General features: G+C 65.2%; 21 protein-coding genes and 1 pseudogene. 11 read left to right on the top strand and 11 right to left on the bottom strand.

The window, feature by feature from the left end; translation table 11 throughout:
- The first annotated feature begins 15 nt into the window (after window positions 1–15).
- Window positions 16–423 (top strand): pyridoxamine 5'-phosphate oxidase family protein, encoded by a 408-nt coding sequence (locus ACZ46K_RS05795; protein WP_054810602.1) that lies wholly within the window; start codon window positions 16–18, stop codon window positions 421–423.
- Window positions 424–446: 23 nt separating this feature from the next.
- On the opposite strand, the gene ACZ46K_RS05800 is transcribed toward ACZ46K_RS05795, so the two are convergent.
- Window positions 447–1,034: an HdeD family acid-resistance protein gene (locus ACZ46K_RS05800; RefSeq protein ID WP_054810603.1), complete on the bottom strand. Its 588-nt coding sequence runs from the start codon at window positions 1,032–1,034 to the stop codon at window positions 447–449.
- Between the two features lie 121 nt (window positions 1,035–1,155).
- Here ACZ46K_RS05800 and ACZ46K_RS05805 point away from each other — a divergent pair.
- A pseudogene (locus tag ACZ46K_RS05805) lies at window positions 1,156–1,968 on the top strand (DUF72 domain-containing protein).
- 55 nt (window positions 1,969–2,023) lie between these two features.
- Window positions 2,024–2,497, top strand: a complete 474-nt coding sequence (locus ACZ46K_RS05810; protein WP_054807313.1) for a hypothetical protein — start codon at window positions 2,024–2,026, stop codon at window positions 2,495–2,497.
- A gap of 96 nt (window positions 2,498–2,593) precedes the next feature.
- Here the strand turns inward: ACZ46K_RS05810 and ACZ46K_RS05815 are convergent, their stop codons facing one another.
- The gene (locus ACZ46K_RS05815; RefSeq protein ID WP_054807314.1) at window positions 2,594–3,106 is read right to left on the bottom strand and encodes a MarR family winged helix-turn-helix transcriptional regulator; all 513 of its coding nucleotides are present in this window, start codon (window positions 3,104–3,106) and stop codon (window positions 2,594–2,596) included.
- Between the two features lie 70 nt (window positions 3,107–3,176).
- Here ACZ46K_RS05815 and ACZ46K_RS05820 point away from each other — a divergent pair, with 70 nt between their 5' ends.
- Window positions 3,177–4,667 (top strand): FUSC family protein, encoded by a 1,491-nt coding sequence (locus tag ACZ46K_RS05820; RefSeq protein WP_464747156.1) that lies wholly within the window; start codon window positions 3,177–3,179, stop codon window positions 4,665–4,667.
- On the opposite strand, the gene ACZ46K_RS05825 is transcribed toward ACZ46K_RS05820, so the two are convergent.
- Together ACZ46K_RS05825 and ACZ46K_RS05830 are read right to left on the bottom strand one after the other, a co-directional pair.
- Window positions 4,606–5,013 (bottom strand): histone-like nucleoid-structuring protein Lsr2, encoded by a 408-nt coding sequence (locus ACZ46K_RS05825; RefSeq protein ID WP_054807751.1) that lies wholly within the window; start codon window positions 5,011–5,013, stop codon window positions 4,606–4,608. The genes ACZ46K_RS05820 and ACZ46K_RS05825 overlap by 62 nt on opposite strands.
- 34 nt (window positions 5,014–5,047) lie before the next feature.
- Window positions 5,048–6,136 carry a nucleoside hydrolase gene (locus ACZ46K_RS05830; protein ID WP_054807752.1) on the bottom strand — a complete coding sequence of 363 codons (1,089 nt, stop codon included), beginning with the start codon at window positions 6,134–6,136 and terminating at the stop codon, window positions 5,048–5,050.
- Window positions 6,137–6,202: 66 nt separating this feature from the next.
- Here ACZ46K_RS05830 and ACZ46K_RS05835 point away from each other — a divergent pair, with 66 nt between their 5' ends.
- Entirely contained in the window at window positions 6,203–7,018 is an 816-nt protein-coding gene (locus ACZ46K_RS05835; RefSeq protein ID WP_464749245.1) for an acyl-CoA thioesterase domain-containing protein, read from the top strand.
- Between the two features lie 22 nt (window positions 7,019–7,040).
- On the opposite strand, the gene ACZ46K_RS05840 is transcribed toward ACZ46K_RS05835, so the two are convergent.
- Window positions 7,041–8,147 carry an IS630 family transposase gene (locus ACZ46K_RS05840; protein ID WP_464747158.1) on the bottom strand — a complete coding sequence of 369 codons (1,107 nt, stop codon included), beginning with the start codon at window positions 8,145–8,147 and terminating at the stop codon, window positions 7,041–7,043.
- Between the two features lie 103 nt (window positions 8,148–8,250).
- Between ACZ46K_RS05840 and ACZ46K_RS05845 the strand changes: the two genes are divergently transcribed.
- Window positions 8,251–8,904, top strand: a complete 654-nt coding sequence (locus ACZ46K_RS05845; protein WP_464747160.1) for a cyclase family protein — start codon at window positions 8,251–8,253, stop codon at window positions 8,902–8,904.
- Here the strand turns inward: ACZ46K_RS05845 and ACZ46K_RS05850 are convergent.
- Window positions 8,901–9,641: a M50 family metallopeptidase gene (locus tag ACZ46K_RS05850; protein ID WP_464747162.1), complete on the bottom strand. Its 741-nt coding sequence runs from the start codon at window positions 9,639–9,641 to the stop codon at window positions 8,901–8,903. The two genes, ACZ46K_RS05845 and ACZ46K_RS05850, sit on opposite strands and share 4 nt — an antisense overlap.
- A 58-nt stretch (window positions 9,642–9,699) precedes the next feature.
- Between ACZ46K_RS05850 and ACZ46K_RS05855 the strand changes: the two genes are divergently transcribed.
- Together ACZ46K_RS05855 and ACZ46K_RS05860 are read left to right on the top strand one after the other, a co-directional pair.
- On the top strand, window positions 9,700–10,398 hold the full coding sequence (locus tag ACZ46K_RS05855; RefSeq protein WP_054810170.1) for an AzlC family ABC transporter permease: 699 nt from the start codon (window positions 9,700–9,702) through the stop codon (window positions 10,396–10,398).
- Window positions 10,391–10,720 (top strand): branched-chain amino acid transporter permease, encoded by a 330-nt coding sequence (locus ACZ46K_RS05860; protein WP_054810169.1) that lies wholly within the window; start codon window positions 10,391–10,393, stop codon window positions 10,718–10,720. Before ACZ46K_RS05855 ends, ACZ46K_RS05860 begins: the two co-directional genes overlap by 8 nt.
- On the opposite strand, the gene ACZ46K_RS05865 is transcribed toward ACZ46K_RS05860, so the two are convergent.
- Window positions 10,690–11,913, bottom strand: a complete 1,224-nt coding sequence (locus tag ACZ46K_RS05865; protein ID WP_464747164.1) for a glycosyltransferase 87 family protein — start codon at window positions 11,911–11,913, stop codon at window positions 10,690–10,692. The two genes, ACZ46K_RS05860 and ACZ46K_RS05865, sit on opposite strands and share 31 nt — an antisense overlap.
- A gap of 267 nt (window positions 11,914–12,180) precedes the next feature.
- Window positions 12,181–13,398 (bottom strand): GAF domain-containing protein, encoded by a 1,218-nt coding sequence (locus ACZ46K_RS05870; protein ID WP_054806420.1) that lies wholly within the window; start codon window positions 13,396–13,398, stop codon window positions 12,181–12,183.
- Window positions 13,399–13,612: 214 nt separating this feature from the next.
- Between ACZ46K_RS05870 and ACZ46K_RS05875 the strand changes: the two genes are divergently transcribed.
- Window positions 13,613–15,433 carry an NAD(P)/FAD-dependent oxidoreductase gene (locus ACZ46K_RS05875; RefSeq protein WP_464747166.1) on the top strand — a complete coding sequence of 607 codons (1,821 nt, stop codon included), beginning with the start codon at window positions 13,613–13,615 and terminating at the stop codon, window positions 15,431–15,433.
- 113 nt (window positions 15,434–15,546) lie between these two features.
- Here the strand turns inward: ACZ46K_RS05875 and aztD are convergent, their stop codons facing one another.
- Window positions 15,547–16,779 carry a zinc metallochaperone AztD gene (gene aztD / locus ACZ46K_RS05880; RefSeq protein ID WP_054806417.1) on the bottom strand — a complete coding sequence of 411 codons (1,233 nt, stop codon included), beginning with the start codon at window positions 16,777–16,779 and terminating at the stop codon, window positions 15,547–15,549.
- Between the two features lie 125 nt (window positions 16,780–16,904).
- Between aztD and ACZ46K_RS05885 the strand changes: the two genes are divergently transcribed.
- A complete protein-coding gene (locus ACZ46K_RS05885) occupies window positions 16,905–18,092 on the top strand; it encodes an AAA family ATPase (RefSeq protein ID WP_464747171.1) in 1,188 nt (395 codons plus the stop codon).
- Here the strand turns inward: ACZ46K_RS05885 and ACZ46K_RS05890 are convergent.
- Together ACZ46K_RS05890 and ACZ46K_RS05895 are read right to left on the bottom strand one after the other, a co-directional pair.
- Entirely contained in the window at window positions 18,046–18,630 is a 585-nt protein-coding gene (locus ACZ46K_RS05890) for a sigma-70 family RNA polymerase sigma factor (protein ID WP_054806419.1), read from the bottom strand. The two genes, ACZ46K_RS05885 and ACZ46K_RS05890, sit on opposite strands and share 47 nt — an antisense overlap.
- 81 nt (window positions 18,631–18,711) lie before the next feature.
- Window positions 18,712–19,389: a nitroreductase gene (locus ACZ46K_RS05895; RefSeq protein ID WP_054806418.1), complete on the bottom strand. Its 678-nt coding sequence runs from the start codon at window positions 19,387–19,389 to the stop codon at window positions 18,712–18,714.
- 209 nt (window positions 19,390–19,598) lie between these two features.
- Here ACZ46K_RS05895 and ACZ46K_RS05900 point away from each other — a divergent pair, with 209 nt between their 5' ends.
- The gene (locus ACZ46K_RS05900; protein WP_464747173.1) at window positions 19,599–20,438 is read left to right on the top strand and encodes an arylamine N-acetyltransferase family protein; all 840 of its coding nucleotides are present in this window, start codon (window positions 19,599–19,601) and stop codon (window positions 20,436–20,438) included.
- The last annotated feature ends 4 nt before the right edge of the window (window positions 20,439–20,442 follow it).

Here is a 20,442-nt window from a genome sequence, read left to right on the forward strand (position 1 = left end):
CCGAAGGAGTTCACTGTGCCGAAGCCCCCGCTCCCCGATGCTGTTGCCGAGCTGCTGGCACGGCCGTGCCACGCGACGATCACCTCGTTGCGCGCCAGCGGCCAACCCGTGTCGGTGCCCACCTGGTACCTCTACGAGAACGGCCGGATCCTCGTGAACATGGACGAGGGTCGCAAGCGTCTCGAGTATCTCCGCAATGACCCGCGTGTGGCTCTGAGTGCGATGGATCCGGAGGACTGGGTCACGCACGTGAGTCTCCAGGGCAGGGTCGTCGAATTCGTCGACGACCCCGACCTGGCCGAGATCGATCGGATCGCCCGTCACTACACCGGGCAGCCCTACGGTGTCCGCGACCGCAAGCGTGTGAGCGCGTGGATCGAGATCGAGCGCTGGCACGCGTGGGGCCGGTTGATGAACGCCTGACCCGCCGCACGGAGATGGCCGGCTCACATGATGCCGGCCTTCTTCGCCGCGCTGCGTACCTGGAACGACATGACGATCAGCAGGATGCCGAACAGGATCGCGTAGATGCCGAGCAGGACGATCAGACCGAGGATGCCCGAACCCGGGAAGATCAGCAGGATCACGCCGAAGATCACTGCGACGACACCGGCGACCAGCGACCACACCCATCCCGAATCCGGGACCTTCCGGAACCGCAGGGCACCGACGATACCGATGATGCCGAACAAGATGGCGTAGAAGGCGATCAGGTACAGCAGCACCAGCGCGGTGATCCCGGGCCAGAACAGCGCGACCAGGCCTGCCAGGACGGACACGACGCCCATGGCCAGCCAGAGTCCCCAGCCGTCCAGGGTTGCGCGATCTCGGATGGAATGCCAGACGAGCACGGCGCCGTCGACGATGGCGTACACCGCGAACACGACGACGAGCGCCCACACCGTGATTCCGGGCCACACCAGGGCGATGATGCCGAAGAGCACTGCGAGGATGCCGCGGATCAGCACCACCCACCAGACTGTCTTGAACAACGAGCGGAACGGGTCGACCGAAGGCTCTCGGTTCGCGGACATAGCGGCTCCTTGCGTATGACTTCGCGATCTTGACGGCCTTCACAGGATAGGACCGGTTACGTTGATTCGCGCGGGAATCGATGTCACTCGCCCGTAAGTGGATGAGTCGTATCCTCGGAACGTGGCATCGGCACGGATCGGAATCTCCGGTTGGCGATATCAGGGTTGGCGGGGCGACTTCTATCCGAAGGGCCTGGCACAGCGTCGTGAACTCGAGTATGCGTCCGAGCGGCTCGGCACGATCGAGATCAACGGTTCGTTCTATTCGCTGCAGCGACCGAGCAGCTACCGGGCGTGGTTCGACGCGACGCCTGACGATTTCGTCTTCGCGGTCAAGGGCGGCCGGTTCGTCACCCACATGAAACGACTTCTCGACGTCGACGAGGCGCTGGCAAACTTCTTCGCGTCGGGCATTTTGGCTCTCGGACCGAAATTGGGGCCGCTGCTGTGGCAGTTGCCGCCCACATTGGGGTTCGACGAGCCCCGGCTCTCCGGGTTCTTCGACCTGCTGCCGCGGACGACGACGAACGCCGTCTAGTTGGCTCGCGGTCGCACCGACAAGGTGCCCGACGACCGGGCCTGGGTGGACACAGATGCCGACCGGCCGTTGCGGCACGCGGTGGAAGTGCGCCACCCCGACTTCGCGACGTCCGCTGCGATCGACATGTTCCGGAAGCACGACATCGCTCTCGTCGTCGCGGACACCGCGGGGCGGTATCCGTTCCTGACCGAGGTCACCGGGGACTTCGTGTATGTGCGGATGCACGGAGACAAGGAATTGTATGCGAGTGGCTATACATCCGAAGCGCTCGATCGTTGGTCCGAACGTATCGAGGGATGGCTGGGCGACGGGCTGGACGTCTACGTGTATTTCGACAACGACATGAAAGGATTTGCACCGCACGACGCTCTGGAGTTGCAGCGTCGCTTGTGATTGTTGTGCCCGACCTGGAACTACTGCTGTATCCGAGAATTACGAGGAGCCTTCCGTGTGGCCCGATCATTGGCCGACGATCACCCGCCGCATCGCGACGTCCACCGACACTGCATTGACCGCGGTTCGTGACGAGACGGTGCCGGTGTTCGACGACGCACTCGCGGAGTTGGTCACGTTGCCGTACGAGCAGGTCACCGCGGTACACGCGGGGATGCTGCGGGAGCTGCTCGAGGAACTGCACCCCGATGGGCTGACGGGCGAGGATGTGCAGACAGTGCTCGAGCGAGCGCTTCGGAACGGCATGCGCTGGTTGCCGTCGCTGCAACCCGACGCGGTGGTCGCGGTGCTCACCGGCACATTGGGTGTACACGACGACGAGGCCCCGAAGGTGCGACCGGGCGACTATCTGACGGCAGGTCTGCTGGTACTCGCCGATCTCCTCGCCGCGCGCACATCCGCTCCGGGCCCTTATCTGCGACGCGCGGTCGCCGAGATCGAGCGGGCCGAAACCGTCGAGATGCCCTGAGGTAGCGTGCTGAACGTTCCTCGGCTCCTGCGGGTTTCCGTGGATCGACGACTCACGGAAACCCGTGGAGATGGGGGAAACTCATCGCGCCGCAGGTCAGGGTAGCGTCCGGTCTTCGACGTTGCGTGCGATGCGTTGCAGCAGTTCGGTGAGCACGTCGAGTTCGTCGTCGCTGAGTCCGTCGAGCATCTGTCTTTCACTCTCGATGCGTCGCGGAAGTGCCCGTTCGACGAGTTCACGGCCCGCATCGGTGAGGGAGAGCAGCACCACGCGTCCGTCGCGTTCGAGACGCTGACGTTCGACCAGACCGATCTTCACGAGCCGTTCGGTGTGCTTGGTGGTGGACGCCCCGGAGATGCCGGTGACGGAGGTGACCTCGCTCGCGCGCAATGGGAAGTCGCTGCGCGCGAGGGCGCTGAGCACCTCGAATTCGGTGCGGCCGATCCCGCTCGATTCGAGTTCTCTGTCGAGCCGGTTGAGAGCGAGCGAGCTGATGCGAGTGATCCGGCCGATCACGTCGATCGGCCGGAGATCGAGTTCGGGATAGCGGGCCGCCCACGCGTGGCGGATGCGTTCGACGTAGTCGGAGCGAGCAGAGGACGTGGGCATGTGTGCATTCTAACGGTCCGAATCCAACAAGTTCATAGATAATTTACATACGAAATATTAGAATCGAAGGATGCAACGAACGCCTGACCGCACTGATCGCAACCGCCTCCGCTACTCGGGCGGCGCGTTGGCGCATTCGCTGTCGGCCACCGCGTGGCGGGAGTCTCTCGAGATGCGCCGCGCTGATCCCACGATCGCCGTGGCGGTTCGCGTCGGCGTGGCTACGTTGATCGCGCTGGTCGGAGGGGGCCTCCTCGGCCATCAGGAAGTCGCGGGATTCGCCGCGCTCGGTGCGCTGTCCTCGGCCTTTCTGCGCTACGAACCGTTCCCTCGGCTCGCCACGAAGCTGGCGGCTGTCGGCCTCGGTGTCACCGCCTTCACCGCGTTCGGCGCCCTGCTCGGTGCCGTCGGATTGACGATGTGGCTGCAGATCCTCCTGCTCTCCGTGGGTGCAGGGGTGTCGTTCTGGCTGCTCACCGCGTTCCGGATCACTGGACCGGGCCCCGTCATCCTCATCTTCGCCGCGGCCGGTGCCGCGGGCTTCGCAGAGAGTGCCGCCGAGGTGGGTCTCGTCACCGCGGCAGCCGCGATCGGGTCGGTCGTCGGCTGGATCGTTGCCATGCTTCCCGCGCTGTCTCATCCGCAGAGCCCCGCGCGCATCGCGGTCGCCCGTGCGCTGGCCTCGGTCGCCGCGCTCGAGTCTCAGGGCGCAGCGGGCGTTGCGGCGGCTCGCCAGAACATCGCCCGCGCACGTGAGGTGATCGCGCTCGGTGGTGATCGCCGGATGCGGTCACACAGTCACGAACTCCTCGCGCTGCTCGATGCGGCGGAGAAAGTCGTCGATAGTGGTGCGCACGACACCGAGCGTGCGCGCAGCGCCGACTTCCGTCACCTCGAAACGGAATTACGCAAGGTACGGCGCGACATCGACATTCCCCGGGCCGGAGCGCCCGCCCACGAAGCTCCGAGTGTGGGCTGGGCCGACAGGTTCTTCGGATTCTTCGGCGAGGGTGTGAAGCTGCTCGGTGATCGGCTGATTCTGATCGGTGTCGCGCGGATTGTGGCGGCGTCGTTGCTTGCGGGGTGGATCGCCGCGGCACTGGGTATGGCACATCCGCTCTGGGCGACGATGGGGGCGATGGCGACGCTGCAGGGTGTGAACTATCGGCAGACCGTTCAGCGTGCGATCCAGCGACTGATCGGCAACGCGCTCGGTGCGGTGCTCGCAGTGGTGCTGTTGGTTCTCGATCTTGGCTATTGGCCGCTGGTCGTCGTGATCGTGGTGCTACAGACCGCCACAGAAATGGTCGTCACGCGCAATTACGCGGTCGCGTCCGTATTCGTCACCGCCATGGCATTGATGCTCACTGGGCTGGGTAGCAGTATCGGGCCGGGTGTGGCAGCCAGTCGTGTCGGCGACACACTCATCGGTGCGGTGGTCGGTGTGGTCGTCGCCGCGCTGACCATTCAGCGCGGCGACCGTGCTCACCTGACGGAGGTCACGCGTGAGCGGCCTCGAAACTCTCGAGAATGTGCGACGGAATGCGTCCGCGTGAGCTGACGTCGAATCCCTGACCTCGCGCCCAGTGGCGCACTGCGGCCAGCTGCTCGGGGGAGCGTCCCGGAATCACCTTGCGGTTACGGGGCTTTCGCGTCCGAATCGGAGTGGGGGTGGCAGTGGCTGCATGCGCTGTCGGAGGGATGCTCGGCAGTTTCGGTGTCCGGTTGCGCTTCGACTCGTTCAGCCACGGCTGCAGGACAGCCCAGAACTTGTCCGCGTTGGAGGGGCGAAGATCGATTTCGTACTCAATATCGTCGACGGTGATCCTGAACGATTGCGCCAGACCATCGGTGATCGGCTCACCGTCGATGTCGTCGTAATATTCGACACGAACCTGCTGTGCCACACTGTCTCCTTGTCCCCGAACTTTCAACTAGACGCTAGTTGTTACTGAAGGGTAGCTTCAAATTCCGGGCGAATGCACCAACCCGGACAGTGAGGTGTTCGAAGAACACTTCAGGATGGGTCGCCGTGACGATAGCGGCATTCGGTTCACGCCGCCAGATGCCGGTCCAGTCTGCGATCGTGGTGCCCCGTGTGAGCCGCCCCTCGAGCTCGACGTCCACCGTCGCGGGTGTCGTCGTGTACGGAACGGTGCCCAGCGCCACGGCCGCCGCGAACGGATCGTGGATGTGAGCGAGATAACCGAGATTCTGATCGCGATGGAACTCCATGTAGAAGCGCAGTGCATCCGACAGGTGCCGGACCATCTGATTCGACGCGCGTGACCGTTGCCCTCGCGGGTGGTCGGGTGACAATGCTTCGGCGGGAGTACTTTCCGCCGCCTCCGCGATGCGGTCCACGTGCACGGGATGCATTTCGATGGTCTCGGTGATGTCCAGCGGACACACGATCGGATGCTGCGCGGCGGGCAGACCGGAGAACGCATCGAATACTTCACGCGCGGCCTCCGGATCGACCGCCACGTTCCACTCGGACGTCGGTGTCGTGTTGCCGGGATGGTTGAAGCAGCCGCCCATGATGACCAGGCGCCGCAGTCGCTGCGGCAGCTCCGGGTCCATCCTCACGGCCAGCGCGAGATTCGTCATCGGTCCGGTGACCAGCCCGGTCAGCTCGCCCGGATGCTCGCGTGTGAGCTCGACCCATGCCTCGGCCGCGGTGCGAGACGACGGCGACCGGGACGTCGCCGGAAACTCGGCATACCCGACACCCAGTGGCCCGTGGGTATCCTCGGTGGTCATCAGCCGTGAAACCAGCGGGACTTGCGCCCCGACCGCGACCTCGATGTCAGTTCGACCGCACATATCAAGCACCGCAAGGGTATTCGAAGTCACCTGATCGACTGGTACATTGCCGGCCGTGCACAGCACCGCGGCGATGTCGGCCTCCGGACTCGCCAGCAGATACAGCAGCGCGAGTGCATCGTCTATGCCGGTGTCCACGTCGACGACAAGTCGAGTCGATGTGATCGGGAGGTCGGGGGAGCCCACGCACACATCTTGCGACATCGCGTCCGCGTCGCGCACCACGGGGTCCCACTCGACTGCCGAACCTCGGCTTGGGAACATTCGATGATGCAGAACAAAGCCTGGGGTTTTTTCACGGATGCCGACGGTGCGTATCGGCCCACCGAGTATGCGGTGAGCCCATGGTCGTCCACGATGCTCGCGGGCCCGTGCGTGTGCGGGTTGATCGCCCGCGAACTCGAGAACCAGCACGCAGACGACGGGATGTTGCCTGCGCGCCTGACCGTCGACCTGTTCAAGCCCGTTCGCAACGACGAGATCCGATTCACAACCACGCGCATCCGCGACGGCAAGCGGATCCGTGTCGCCGATGCGCTGCTGATGCAGGGCGGCGACGTCTCCGCCCGCGCGTCCGTCGTCTTCCTGCGGCCGTCGGAGCAGCCGCCGGGCACGGTATGGGTCCGCGATGACCGTCCGGAACCGCCCGCGGAAACCCCCGCAGACCCGGAGACCGGATTCGTCTTCCCCACCTGGTTCGGTAGCGACGATCACCCCGACGGTTGGTCGACGAACCGATCCGAGCACCAGAATGCGAGCCGCAAGCGCTTGTGGGCACGTCAGCTGCCCGTCGTCGTCGGAGAAGAAATGTCGCCGTTCGTGCGCACCGCGACGGTCGGGGAAGCGACCAGCCTGGTGACCAACTGGAGCGACCGTGGCGTCGGCTTCATCAACGCCGACCTCACCCTGACCCTGTCGCGGTTGCCCGTCGGGCCGGAGGTGGGTGTCGAGGCCGACCACCACATCAGCGCCGCCGGCATCTCGGTCGGCACCTCGGTGCTCTTCGATCGTCTAGGGCCCTTCGGTTCCGGAACGGTGACCGCACTCGCTGATGCGCACCGGCAGGTCGATTTCGGCGGGGCATGAACCTTTCCGAACTAGTGCCTCGTCAAGCAACCTTGGCCGTGTAATGCGGGTACTCGGTCCACGACCGGATCGGTGAGTCCGGGGCGAAGCGGGTTTTTGGTTCGGCACGGGTGTTGCGCCACCGCACGTATGCCGCGATCGCAGCGTTCTGCTCGGCATGGCTGCGATGGTCGGTGCCGTTCAACGAGAAATACCGCAACGCCGCGAACTCCGATTCGATCCAGTTGAGCCACGACCCGTAGGTCGGCAAGAACACCAACTCAACATCGTTGTCATCGGCCCACCGACGAACACTCTGGTGCCGGTGCGGGGAGAAGTTGTCGAGCACCACATACAACTTCTCCCCAGGCCACCGAGCCCGCAACACCTTCAGAAAGTCGAGGAACTCACCCGCACGCTTGCGCGGGCGGATCCGGTAATACATTCTGCCGCTGGACAAATCGAGGGCGGCAAGCATGTGCATCACACCGTCATAGCGGTGATACGTCGCCCACAACCGCAGCGGATGCGCGGCCGGTCGCCACGATTTCCCTTTACGCGGCTGCAGATTCAACGGCCCGAACTCGTCGACACACACGACCCGCCCATCGGCTGGCGGATTGTCGTAGAGGGCGAGGATCGCGTGCATCTTCGACAGAAAGTCCGGGTCGGTGGAGGCCTTCCACGTGGTGGTGGACTGCCAGGTGACTTTCCCGTCGCGCAGGATGCGGCGCAGCGTCTCGCGGCTGATCGCCGGCACCACCTTCTGCGCGATCAGATGCTCGGCGAGTTTGGTCAGACTCCACGTGGAGAACGCGGTGATCTTCCAATCGGCGGGGGACGTCCGGGCGATCAAGCAGATCCGCTCACGGGTCTGCTCATCGATCGTCTTCGGGCGTCCCCCTCTCCATTTTGGGTGCAACGCCTCGAACCCGTGCTCGTTGAACGCGTGGATGATATCGCGGACGTAATCGTCGCTGACCTGCATCAACGAGGTGATGTCCTTGACCGTTTGGCCTTGCGCGGACATCAGCACCACGATGGCGCGTCGCAGCTTGATCGGGTCCTTGGCGGTGCGGCTGATCTTCTGCAGCCGTCGGCCTTCTTCCATGCTCAACGATCGGACGAACACGCTCGGTTTGCGTGCCACGACCACCTCCTTGTCTCGACTCGGAGACAGTCTGCCGTGGACGTGTCGGTCAGCCGGAGATTACCCGGTCAACGATCTGTGTCGAGCCACTAGCATGTGCGCCATGCGAGTAGTGCGGATCGTCGACCTCAGCCACCCGGTGTCACCGAGCACACAGGTGTACCCGGGCGACCCGGCGCCCGTGTTCACTCCGCACGCGACCATCGCAGGCGACGGCTACAACCTGCTGCACGTCGCGATGGGATCGCAGACCGGCACCCACGTCGACGCACCGCGACACATCCGCGACGACGGAGACTCCGTCGAACTGCTCCCGGCCACAACATTCGTAGGAAGGGGAGTGGTTTTCGACGCACGTGGCCGCGTCGGACCGGGCGAGCTGATCGGTCCGGACCTGTGGGGTGAGGCCGAATTCCGCTCGGGCGACATCGCCCTCGTGCACACCGGTTGGTCGGAGCATTTCGGCACCGATGAGTACTTCCGACATCCGGCGCTGAGCGCGGACGCGTGCCGGTGGCTGCTCGACCGCGGAGTGCGCACCGTCGGCATCGACGCGCCGAGCATCGACCCCACGGGCGACGAGGAGCTTGCCGCGCACCACGTGTTCGCTGCCGCGGGCGGCGTGATCTGCGAGAACCTGACGAACCTCGCGGCGATCGACTTCCCGGATCCGCTTGTGAACCTGTTGCCGATTCCGCTCGAGGGCGCCGATGGGGCGCCCGTCCGTGCGGTGGCGATGCACGTCGAGCTGTTCTAGGGCAGGTGCGTCACCACGACACGTGCCGTCCCGTACACCGCGGTTCCTGCTGTGATCAGACCGAACACGACGATCCACACCCCTGCGGGAATTTTCGTCAGCCACCTCAGTTGGTCTGCGTCCGAGCCTTGGCCACGGCCTCGCATGTGGGTACGGGCGAGTTCGAATACCGGACGCGTCGCGCCGAGCAGCAGCACCCAGGTGATCAGATATGCCGCGGCGTATCGCACGACCGGATCACCGAGATAGGCTGCGGCACCCACGATCGCACCCGCGACCACGACGGAGAAGAATCCGTACAGGTTGCGGATCAGCAGGAGCAGCAGCGCCAGCGCCGCGAGAATCGACCACAACACCGCTGCCGGTCGGTTCAGGGTCAGCAGTGTGGCCGCGGCGAAGCCGAGCACCGCCGGACCGGTGTACCCGGCGAACGCTGTCGCGACCATGCCGGGACCGCGGGGGTTCCCCGACGACACTGTCACCCCCGACGTGTCGCTGTGCAATCGGATGCCCGACAGCTTGCGTCCCACCAACGCCGCGACGAGCGCATGCGAACCCTCGTGTGCCTGCGTGATCACGTGGCGGGTCTTCAGCCACAGCGGCCGAACTGTCACGAGGATCAACGCGATCGCTGCCGTGATCACCACCAGTGCTGTCGACGCGGGTTCGTCGACGGCAGAGACGGCCTGCCACGCGGATTCCACCGTGTTCGTGAACGAGTCGAGGCTCGACGCCACTGATCACCTTTCGTCGGGTGCAGGTGAGGCACGACACGTTGTCGGCCCCGCTAGCCTCATGAGCATGCCTGACCGTCGTGCCACCGCTGTCCGCGCGGGCATCGCGGACTCGTGGGCCGTCGGACTCGGACTGATTCCGCTCGGCCTTGCATTCGGGGTGGTGCTCACCCAGGGCGGCTTCGATTGGTGGTGGGCGCCGATCTTCTCGATCGTCATCTACGCCGGCTCGATGGAATTCCTGGCGATCGGTCTCGTCAGCGCGGTGACACCGTTCGCATCGATCGCCGCGGCGACGCTGCTCGTCAACTTCCGGCACGTGTTCTACGGACTGTCGTTTCCGCTGCATTCGATTCGCAGCAGGATCGGCCGCCTCTACGCCGTCTACGCGCTCACCGACGAGTCCTACGCGATCGTCGCGCCGAAGGCCGGTCAGGATCTGTCCGGCACCCGTGTGCTGACCGTACAGGTGTTGTGCCAGGTGATGTGGGTGGTGTCGGGGACGATCGGCGCGCTCATCGGTGCGGTGCTGCCCGCCGGCCTCACCGGCCTCGAATTCGCGCTCACCGCACTGTTCACAGTGCTCGCGATCGACGCGTTCCGCGCCAACCGCGACGTGCCCGCCGCGGTGCTCGCGGTGGTGTGCGGTCTGGTGGCGATGCTGCTTGCGAAGGATCAGATGCTTGTCGTCGGACTCGGATTGTTCGTCGCGTGTCTGCTCGCGCGGTTCGTCTATCGAAACAGGACTGCCGGTGCCTGAATCGGTACCCGGTGTCGGATACGTGCTCGGGGCGCTGCTGGTGATGTTCGTCGTGACGGTCGCGCTGCGCGCTGCGCCGTTCCTGGCGCTGTCGGCGTTGAAGGACTCCGCTGTCGTCAAGTTTCTGGGCACGTCGATGCCGGTCGGCGTCATGATCATCCTCGTCATGTACACGCTGCGTGACGTGGGTGAGACGACGTGGCTTCCCGCGACGATCGGTGTGTGCGGCACGGTCGCGGTGCACCTGTGGCGGCGCAACGCGGCGCTGAGCACCGTGGTGGGAACCGCGCTCTACTTGGCGGCGTCGACGGTCTGGGGCTGAGTTGTCACCGGCGGGATCGGGGTCATGATCTCGCCGCGTCGGCTGCGCGCAGCGAAGATTGCGGCGACGAACACGACGACGGCGATGATGGCCTGCGAGTTTCCGAGCGCCTCGAGCACGACGTGTTCGACCCAGCCGCGCGACGACGCGTCGGTGAGTAGCTTGTTGGGTCCGAACAGGAAGATCAGTGTGGCGGGCACGAGTACGGGCCACCAGCTGCGGTAGCGCGGGGCGACGAGCAGCGGCACCAGGAACAGTGAGTACACCCAGTGGTGGGTGACGGCGATCGGTGCGGCGAGCAGCGTCGCGAGACCGACCAGCGCGAGGGCGGGCACAGTTTCACCGGCGCGCAGGAAGCGGTGCGCGGCCCACGCGGTCGCGGTGACGATGAGCGCGGCACCGATGATCCAGAGGATCTTGCTGGTGTCCTCGGATAGGCCGAACCGGGCGATCAGGCCGGTGAGTGCCTGGTTGCGGAAGTACTCCTGGTCGCCGGCGCGATCGGTCGCGAAGAACTCGTCGGTCCAGAAGTAGATCGAGGAGTCCGGTCGCAGCCAGTAGCCGAACGCGACGGTCGCGATGAACGCCCCGAACGCGCGGACCACCGACGGGATGTCCTTGCGGAGCAGGAGCAGCAGGCCGAAGGCTGCGGGCGTCACCTTGATCGCCGCAGCCAACGCAATACCGACGCCGCGGAAGCGTGAGGGGATCACGCCGAGGACGTCGGCGACGACGAGTGCCATGAGGATGATGTTGATCTGGCCGAACGCGAAGTTCGATCGGAACGGTTCGAGCAGCAGCACCACACCGAGGGTGGCGGATGCGACGAGGCTTGCGCGGGTGACGTCGAGGCGCTGGTAGACGACTTTGAGGATCCACCACACGAGGGCGATGAGTAGAGCCGTCCACAGCACTTGCAGTGTCGTGCTGCCGATCAATGCCATCGGCGCGAACAGGAAAGCAGCGACCGGCGGGTAGATGAATCGGAAGCCGGAGTGGCTGTAGAAACCCTCCGTGTACAGGGGGGTGTGGTGCAGGAAGGCGTACCCGGCGTCGCGGAAGACATCGAGATCCATGAGGTATTCCGTGAACGCGTCCTGGACGTATCCGGCCACCGCGTACGCCGTGACCAGGAGTCCGATGGCGATCAGTGCGGAGTGCACGGGCCTTGCGCGGACTTCGGACAACAGCACGGGGTAGACCTCCGGGGGACGACGACGTTTCGGGATCCCGTCGGGGCGACCCCGTGGTCACGTTACACAAACGTTGTACGACGCAGCCGGGTCCGGACCGCTTCTTCCGCATAAGATGGTCGGTTCATCCCGTTTGGTGGGTTTCAGGAGGGCCGTGGATGGGTGTGTATCCGGTATATCTCGGTTTCTCGCACGACCGGTAGACATCCGTAGAGAACCGAATCGAGCGCGTTCGTCCCATTAATATTCTGATCTATTGGTATATCGCTAGATTGCCGAATATCTCTCTGAAATCGCGGCTCGGACGCCGACGCCCGCACAGTGCAGCACGAATGCGCACTCGCTGAGGTGCTCGGTACCGCCGAGATCCAGCGACAACTCCACCGACTCCGCCAATCGATACGGCCGGCTCTCCACCACCGAACCCAACGCGCGACGCAGCCGGGACACCTCGGCGCGCACGGCGACGGCGTGATCGGCGTCGCCGAACAGCGTGTGGCTCAATTCCGTCACCGACATCCCGATGCGGCCACGAATGTGCAACAGCAGCAGGATCTCGGCGTGCCGAACGGTCACAGCACTGCGCCACTGGCGTCCGGTGCCCGTCACCTCGACCGTCGGCGACGACGACAGTTGCAGCGTCATACGGATCGTCGCCGTGGATTCGGACGGCCGGATCAACCAGCCGTGCGGCAACTGTTCCGGTACACACAGTCCGAGACCGGGGACCGTCAGCGCCCGATCCGTGCGGGGAGCCCCGATGCGACGGGTCGCGGCGACACCGGACGCGTGCGCGACCCATCCGTGGTCGTCGACCAGCAGAACCGGCCCGCTGACCGAGGCGAGCAGTGGTGCGGCCTCGGTGCGCAGACGGTCCAGCCGGTGCTCGTGCTGCCGCCACAACTGCGACTCGGCGAGGCGCACCGCGGTGTCGACCAGCGCCCCGATCGCAGGGTGCAGCGTCATGGCCGGACCGCTGACATCGACGATGCCCAGCAGGTCGCCGCTGATCGGATCGTGGATCGGCGCGGCCGTGCAGTACCAGGGGTGTTGCGACTGCTCGAAATGTTCGCCGGAGAACAGCTGTACCGGCGCGGTCTCCGCCAGTGCGGTGCCGATCGCGTTGGTGCCCACCTTCTCTTCCGTCCAGACGGAACCTACGCAGAACCCCAGCGTGTCGGCTCGTGACCGTACGCGCGCCGAACCGCTGCGCCACAGGATGACGCCATCCGCGTCCGTCACGACGAGCAGCATCTGTGATGCGTCGGCGACCGGCGAGATCACCTGTTCGAGGTCGCCGATGATGGCGGCGAGCGGCGAGGAACGTCGACGCTGTTCGATTTCCTCGAGGGAGTACGGAACGCGTGCGTTGCTGCCCACCGGATCGAGGCCGGTGCGCAGGACTCGCGACCACGACCGGGCGACGACGCTGCGCGGTTGCATCGTCGGCGTACCGCCACCGATGACCGTGTCGTGCATCCGCATCAGATCGCGGGCGTATCGGGACAGATCGGTGCCGGGTGTGATCACGCTGAACGTGCTCCTGTCCTGCGGTGTCACGGTCCCTCCGTATTCCTGCTGGTCTCCGCAGCATAGGTCCCACACTGTGTTGCACGCCACACGCAACGTGATGCAACGCTTGCCTCGGTGTCGCATCGAGAGTGTGCTGGATCACATCAACGACCGGAAAGGATCGGCCATGACCGACATTCTCGAGCACCCCTCCGATCACGTCACCGACCCGCAGCAGCGGGTGGATGCGTGGCTGCGAGATTTCGAAGCGGCACTTGCTGCGCGTGACGTGGAGGTCGCTGCGGGCATGTTCGCCACCGACAGCTTCTGGCGAGACCTCGTCTCCTTCACCTGGAACCTCAAGACCGTCGAGGGACGCGACGGTGTCGCCGGCATGCTGCGTGAGCGTCTCGACGACACCGACCCGAGCGGATTCCGCACCACGGACACACCCACGGAAGACGACGGAGTGGTCAGCGCCTGGATCGCCTTCGAGACCGCCGTCGGTCGCGGCGAGGGCCACCTGCGTCTGGGCGACGAGGGCGCGTGGACCCTGCTCACCACGCTCCAGGAGCTGAAGGGACACGAGGAGGGGAAGAAGGAGCGTCGCCCGCGCGGCACGAAACACGGCGCCGACCGCCACCGCATCACCTGGTCGGAACAGCGCGAGGCAGAGGAGCGCGAGCTGGGATACGAGACGCAGCCGTACGTCGTCATCGTCGGTGGGGGTCAGGGCGGCATCGCGCTCGGCGCGCGGATGCGTCAGCTCGGGATTCCGGCGCTGGTGCTCGACAAGTACGACCGTCCCGGCGACCAGTGGCGCGGACGGTACAAGTCGCTGTGCCTGCACGACCCGGTCTGGTACGACCACCTTCCGTACCTGCCGTTCCCGGAGAACTGGCCGGTGTTCGCGCCGAAGGACAAGATCGGCGACTGGCTCGAGATGTACACCCGCATCATGGAAGTGCCGTACTGGTCGAAGACGCTGTGCACGTCGGCGTCGTACGACGATGCGGCCGGCGAGTGGACCGTGAACGTCGAGCGTGACGGAGAACCGCTCGTGCTGCGGCCCAAGCAGCTGGTGATGGCGACGGGTATGTCGGGCAAGGCCAACATCCCGAATTTTCCCGGTATGGACCGATTCGAGGGCGACCAGCATCATTCGAGCGCGCACCCCGGACCGGACGCCTACGCCGGCAAGAAGGCTGTGGTGATCGGAGCCAACAACTCCGCGCACGACATCTGCGGCGCACTGTGGGAGGTCGGTGCCGATGTGACGATGGTGCAGCGCTCGTCGACGCACATCGTCAAATCCGATTCACTCATGGACCTCGGGCTCGGCGACCTCTACTCCGAACGCGCGCTGGCCAACGGCGTCACCACACACAAGGCGGATCTGACGTTCGCGTCGCTGCCGTATCGGATCATGCACGAGTTCCAGATCCCCGTCTACCAGAAGATCGCCGAACGCGATGCCGACTTCTACGAGCGTCTGGAAAAGGCCGGCTTCCTCCACGACTGGGGCGACGACGGGTCGGGCCTGTTCATGAAGTACCTGCGACGCGCCTCCGGCTATTACATCGACGTCGGTGCCTCCGAACTCGTGGCGAACGGCGACGTCAAGCTCGCCCACGGCAACGTGCGTGAGCTCACGGAGAACTCCGTCATCCTCGAGGACGGCACCGAACTCGACGCCGACCTCGTCGTGTACGCCACGGGCTACGGGTCGATGAACGGCTGGGTCGCCGACCTGATCGGTCAGGATGTCGCCGACAAGGTCGGAAAATGCTGGGGCCTGGGCTCGGACACCACCAAGGACCCCGGCCCGTGGGAGGGCGAGCAGCGCAACATGTGGAAGCCCACGCAGCAGGACGGACTGTGGTTCCACGGCGGCAATCTGCATCAGTCGCGGCACTATTCGCTCTATCTCGCCCTCCAGCTCAAGGCACGGTACGAGGGAATCCCGACGCCGGTCTACGGGCTCCAGGAAGTCCACCACTTGAGCTGACGGACACGCAGCCGCGCGGTGCGGTGGCAGATACCGCCTGTTGACAGGGTGCGTCTGCCACCGCACCGCGCGGTTGCACTTCCCCGTCGCTTCGCTCGCCCCGACTGTGGAGGTCAGGAGGTGCTGATCTCGTTGGGGGTGTGCGGCAAGGTCGCGGTGCGGATGCCGCCCGACTCGAGGTCGACGGCGTGCAACTCGTCGTTCGCCGGGTCGGTGACGTACGCAGTGTGGCCCTCCACCGTCAAAGCCGGTCGCGGCGACTGCCACTCATCGGGTTCGGTCCACGGGTCGAGAACCGTAATGCGTTCGACGACATCACCGGTCTCAGGATCGATCACGTGCAGCGCGCCGTCGGTGCCGAGCACCAGTGCCTCGCCGTGCGGTCCCCGTCCCAGCGACCGGAAGGTGTAACTCGTCCCTAGATCCACGAGTTGCATCTGTGCGGAGCGGGTGTCCACGAGCGCGACCCGTTCGGGGCGCTCGAGCTCGGCGTCGGGGTCGGTTTTGTAGTCGCCCAGGACGATCGGAGATTCCTCGGAGCCGGCCTGATTGCCGAGCCGTCCGTACGGATCGGGTGCGGTGACCTTCGTGAAGGTGCCGTCGCGGAAGATCACCATGCCGTCCTCACATCCGAACACGACCGAGTCGGCTGCGACGGCTTCGCCGTGGACTCCGGCGCACTCGTCGGTTCGCGCGACTTCGTTGCGGTCGACGTCGAGAAGAACAACGCTGCTGCGGCTTTCGCTGTCGCCCTCGGTGACGAGGAGTGATCCGTCTTCGAGTGGCACGGCGACACCGTGGTGGGCGTCGGGTGTCGTGTACGTATCCGTGTCGGGGCGTGGGCCGCTGGGGTCGAGTTCGTCGGAATCGAACAGTGCGATATTTCCTGTGCCGTCGTCGAACAGTGCGGTGGTGCCCGCGTGGGCGACGACGTGGCCGGGCTTGTCGGCGGGAAACGTCAGGTCGGTGAGCGCCGGTGTTCCTGCGAAGTGGTGGCTGTGGTCGCCGTGGGCGTCGCTCCAACTGCCCGTGTCCAAGGCGCGAAAGCCTCCGGTGGTGGAAACGAACACGTGGCGGTCGTCGCCCGCGGGACCGAGTCGGTTGAATCCGTCGAGTGGCAGATTCGCGACGACGTCGAGTTCTGTCGCGTCGACGACGAGGATGCCGCCGTCGTAGGTGAGGGCCAATCGCGGCTCGGGTGAGGTGACCTCGACGGCCGGTGCGACGGTCGGTGCTGCGTTGTTCGGTGCGGCATCGGCGGGATCGGTCGACGAGGAGCATCCCGCGACCAGTGCGGCTGCGAGCGCTGCTGACAGCGCGAGGCCGCCGTGGTGGATCGGTTTCATGGCGGGAATTCAGCCAGTAACGAAAATGAATGTCAAAGTAGATAATGCGTACTTGTGCATTCATGTATCTAAGACACGCGCTAGAGAAACCCAGAATCCGCCGACGCCATCGTTACCATCGACCGATGGACCCGGTCCGCAACCCGTACGCCCCCGGCGCGGGGCAGCGCCCACCCGAACTCGCCGGCCGAGAGAAGCAGCTCACGGCCTTCGACGTGGTGCTCGAACGCATCGCACGAGGAAGACCCGAACGCAGTGTCGTGCTCACCGGCCTCCGAGGGGTCGGCAAGACCGTGTTGCTCAACCACCTGCGTTCGCTCGCGATAGGAAAGAGCTGGGGCACCGGCAAGATCGAAGCCCGCCCCGATCAAGGTCTGCGTCGCCCCCTGTCGTCTGCGCTCCACATGGCCGTCCGCGAGATCGCCGCGGGGCATCCCGACCCCGAATCGGTCGACTACTTCCTCGGCGTCCTCAAGTCGTTCGCGCTGCGCGCCACCGCAGACAAGGGCATGCGTGAACGCTGGCAACCCGGCATCGACGCGCCCGCGGTCAAGGGTCGCGCCGACTCCGGCGACATCGAGATCGACCTTGTCGAGCTCCTCGTCGACGCCGCCGGACTCGCCCGCGACGTGGGCGTCGGCATCGCCCTGTTCATCGACGAAATGCAGGATCTCGACCCGGACGACGTCTCTGCGATCTGCGGCGCGTGCCACGAATTGAGTCAGGATGCCGCACCGCTCATCGTCGTCGGAGCCGGGCTGCCGCACCTGCCCGCCGTACTGTCGGCGTCCAAGTCGTACTCCGAGCGGTTGTTCACCTATCACCGCATCGACAGGCTCGACCGTGAGGCTGCAGACCATGCACTGATCGCACCCGCGGAACGTGAAGAGGTCGAGTTCACGCAGGAAGCACTCGATGTCCTGTACGAAATGGCCGACGGCTACCCATATTTCGTGCAGGCATACGGGAAGGCCACGTGGGACGTCGCCGCCGCCAGCCCGATCACCCCCGACGATGTGCGAGTCGGTTCACCCGACGCCGAGGAGGAGCTCGCCGTCGGCTTCTTCGGTTCCCGTTACGAGCGCGCCACTCCGGCGGAACGCGAGTACATGCGTGCGATGGCCGAACTGTCCGGCGATGATGGCCCCGTCCCCACCTCGAAGATCGCCGTGGAGCTCGGACGTAAGCCGGCGTCGCTGTCGCCGGCTCGCGACGGTCTCATCAAGAAGGGCTTGATCTATTCCGCCGAACGAGGCTTCATCGGGTTCACCGTGCCGCACTTCGGGAAGTATCTTCGTGCTCAAGCAGACTGAGTTGCGCACGTAGTCGCGTCAGTGCGCGATGCTGGGCCACGCGCACCGCGCCGGGTGTGGTACCGAGCATGAGGGCGGTGCGTTCGGCACTGTAGCCGCGGAAGATCCGCAGAATCACGATCTGCCGCTGCTGTTCCGGTAGCAGGTCGACGAAACGACGTGCAGTGGAGGCGAGTTCGCTGTCGAGTACATCATCGTCGGGCGCGGGTTCGTGCACCTCGTGTACTTGCGCCACCGGACGCGATGCATTGCGTCGGGCATCGACGACCTTGTTTGCTGCGATGGCGAAAGCGAACCGCAACACCGACCCACCCCGATCGTCGTATCGGGGGAGTGCACGGACCAGGGCCAGGCAGGTCTCCTGCGCGACGTCTTCAGCGGGTGTGTGAGCCCGGGTCTGCTCGTCCATGCGGGCGGTGCAGAAGTTCAGGACGTGCGGGCGTACACACCTCACCACGGTGCCGACGGCGTGCGGTTCACCGGCGACGGCGCGCGGCACCCAGTGGCGGAGCAGGAGTTCGGTCTTCTTGTCGGCCACGGCGGTGGTCCTCTCGGGTGGTGTGGATGTCACACCACCTTCCGCCGCGGCGTGGCCGCGCAACACCGACCCTCGGGTGGGTTATTCGTCCACCCACTCCACTGTGTCGTCGAGCGATGCCCGATCGGTGCGGCACGTATTGGCCGGATGAGCGTCGTCGGCGTACCCGAAGGAGATGGCGCAGACGACGTCGCGGTCGTCGCCGATGTTCAGTTCGCGCCGCAACGAGGAACCGGCCATGGGTACGGCGGCCTGAGGGACGGCAGCGATGCCGAGGGACTCTGCGGCGAGCAGCAGAGTCGAGACGTATCCACCGCAATCGACTGCGCCGTACACGCCGAGAGCCTTGTCGGTGGTGATGATCGCGACGTGCGGTGCACCGAAGAACCGGTAGTTCTCGAGCATCTGCTCGGTGCGGCGCGCGTAGTCGTCGCGGGCGATGCCGAGCGCGTTGTACAGGGCGTATCCGGCGCCGCGGCGCCGTTCGGCGTACTCGCCCCGGTACTCGACCGGTCCCGGGATGTCGGGATCGAACTCGCCCGAGGTCGCCTGCGCGTAGAGGGCCTGCCCGAGTCGTTCGACGGCCTTTCCGCCGACCAGATGCACACGCCACGGCTGGGAGTTGCACCATGACGCGGTGCGCTGACCCATCTGCAGCATGCGTTCGATGTCCTCGCGCGGAACATGCTTGTCGAGGAAGCCTCGGCAGCTGTAGCGGGAGTCGAGGAGTGCCGACAGTGTCTGGGCATCGCTGGTCATGCCGACCACGATGGCACAAGCGAGGAGTTAGCGCTCGTTCAGGGGTGGTGCAGCGACGACATTCGTCGGCGGACATCACGCCGGTGCGCCGACCCGGTTCGAGCACGATTGCGTTCTCTAATACTTTCTATCTGATTGTCGAGAAATGGAGATAGTCCGCGATGGCCACCCTCCGCGCTTGTCGCCCAGCGGCGTGTGAGACTGCATGAGTGGGAAAGACCGATCAGCCGTTGCTCGGGGAGTCGTGGCGCACCGACCTCTTCGACATCCCGGCCTATCTGCGCGCTGTCGGCGTCCACCCCGCCGAACCGACGCTCGAACTGCTCGAGGAGCTGCACGGGAAGCACGTGCGTACTTTTCCCTTCGGGAACGTGGACGTGTTGCTCGGCACCCATCCCGGCGTTGCACCCGATGCCGTCCAGGATCAGTTGGTGCGACGAGGTCGAGGCGGCTACTGCTTCGAGCATTCGCAGATATTCGCGGCGACGCTGGAGTACCTCGGTTTCTCCCTACGTCGGGCGCTGGGGCGGGTGCATGAGCTCACCAACACCCGTACCCATATGACGGTCCACGTCGAGGTCGACGGAGAGAGATGGCTGTGCGACCCGGGATTCGGATTCAGTATCACCGGACCGATCGCGTTGAAGGACGGTGCTGCGCGCGTCGAGGGAGTTCGAGAATTCGGTGTGCGAGAACTCACCGATCAAGGCAACACCGTCTGGGCGCTCACGCGCGGCGGAAATGCCGAGCACTATGCCGACGAGAGTCCGGTCCATCCCGCCGACGTCAGGGCCGGGCACTTCGTCACATCGCGTGAGGAGAATTCTCCGTTCGTGAATCACCTCATGGTGATGCGACACATGCCGTATGCCCACGTCACTCTCACTGAAGAGGCGCGGACGATCCGTGCTCCCGGTAAGCCCACCGAGCACGCCGAGCTGTCGGTCGCCGAAGTCGTCGACACCGTACGCGAACTCGGAATCATGCTGGACGCGGAGGAGATCGACGCGTTGACCGCCGTCGTGACGCGACTGCGGAACGGTACGTGAAACG

This window comes from Rhodococcus sp. JCM 9793 (genome assembly GCF_055380405.1).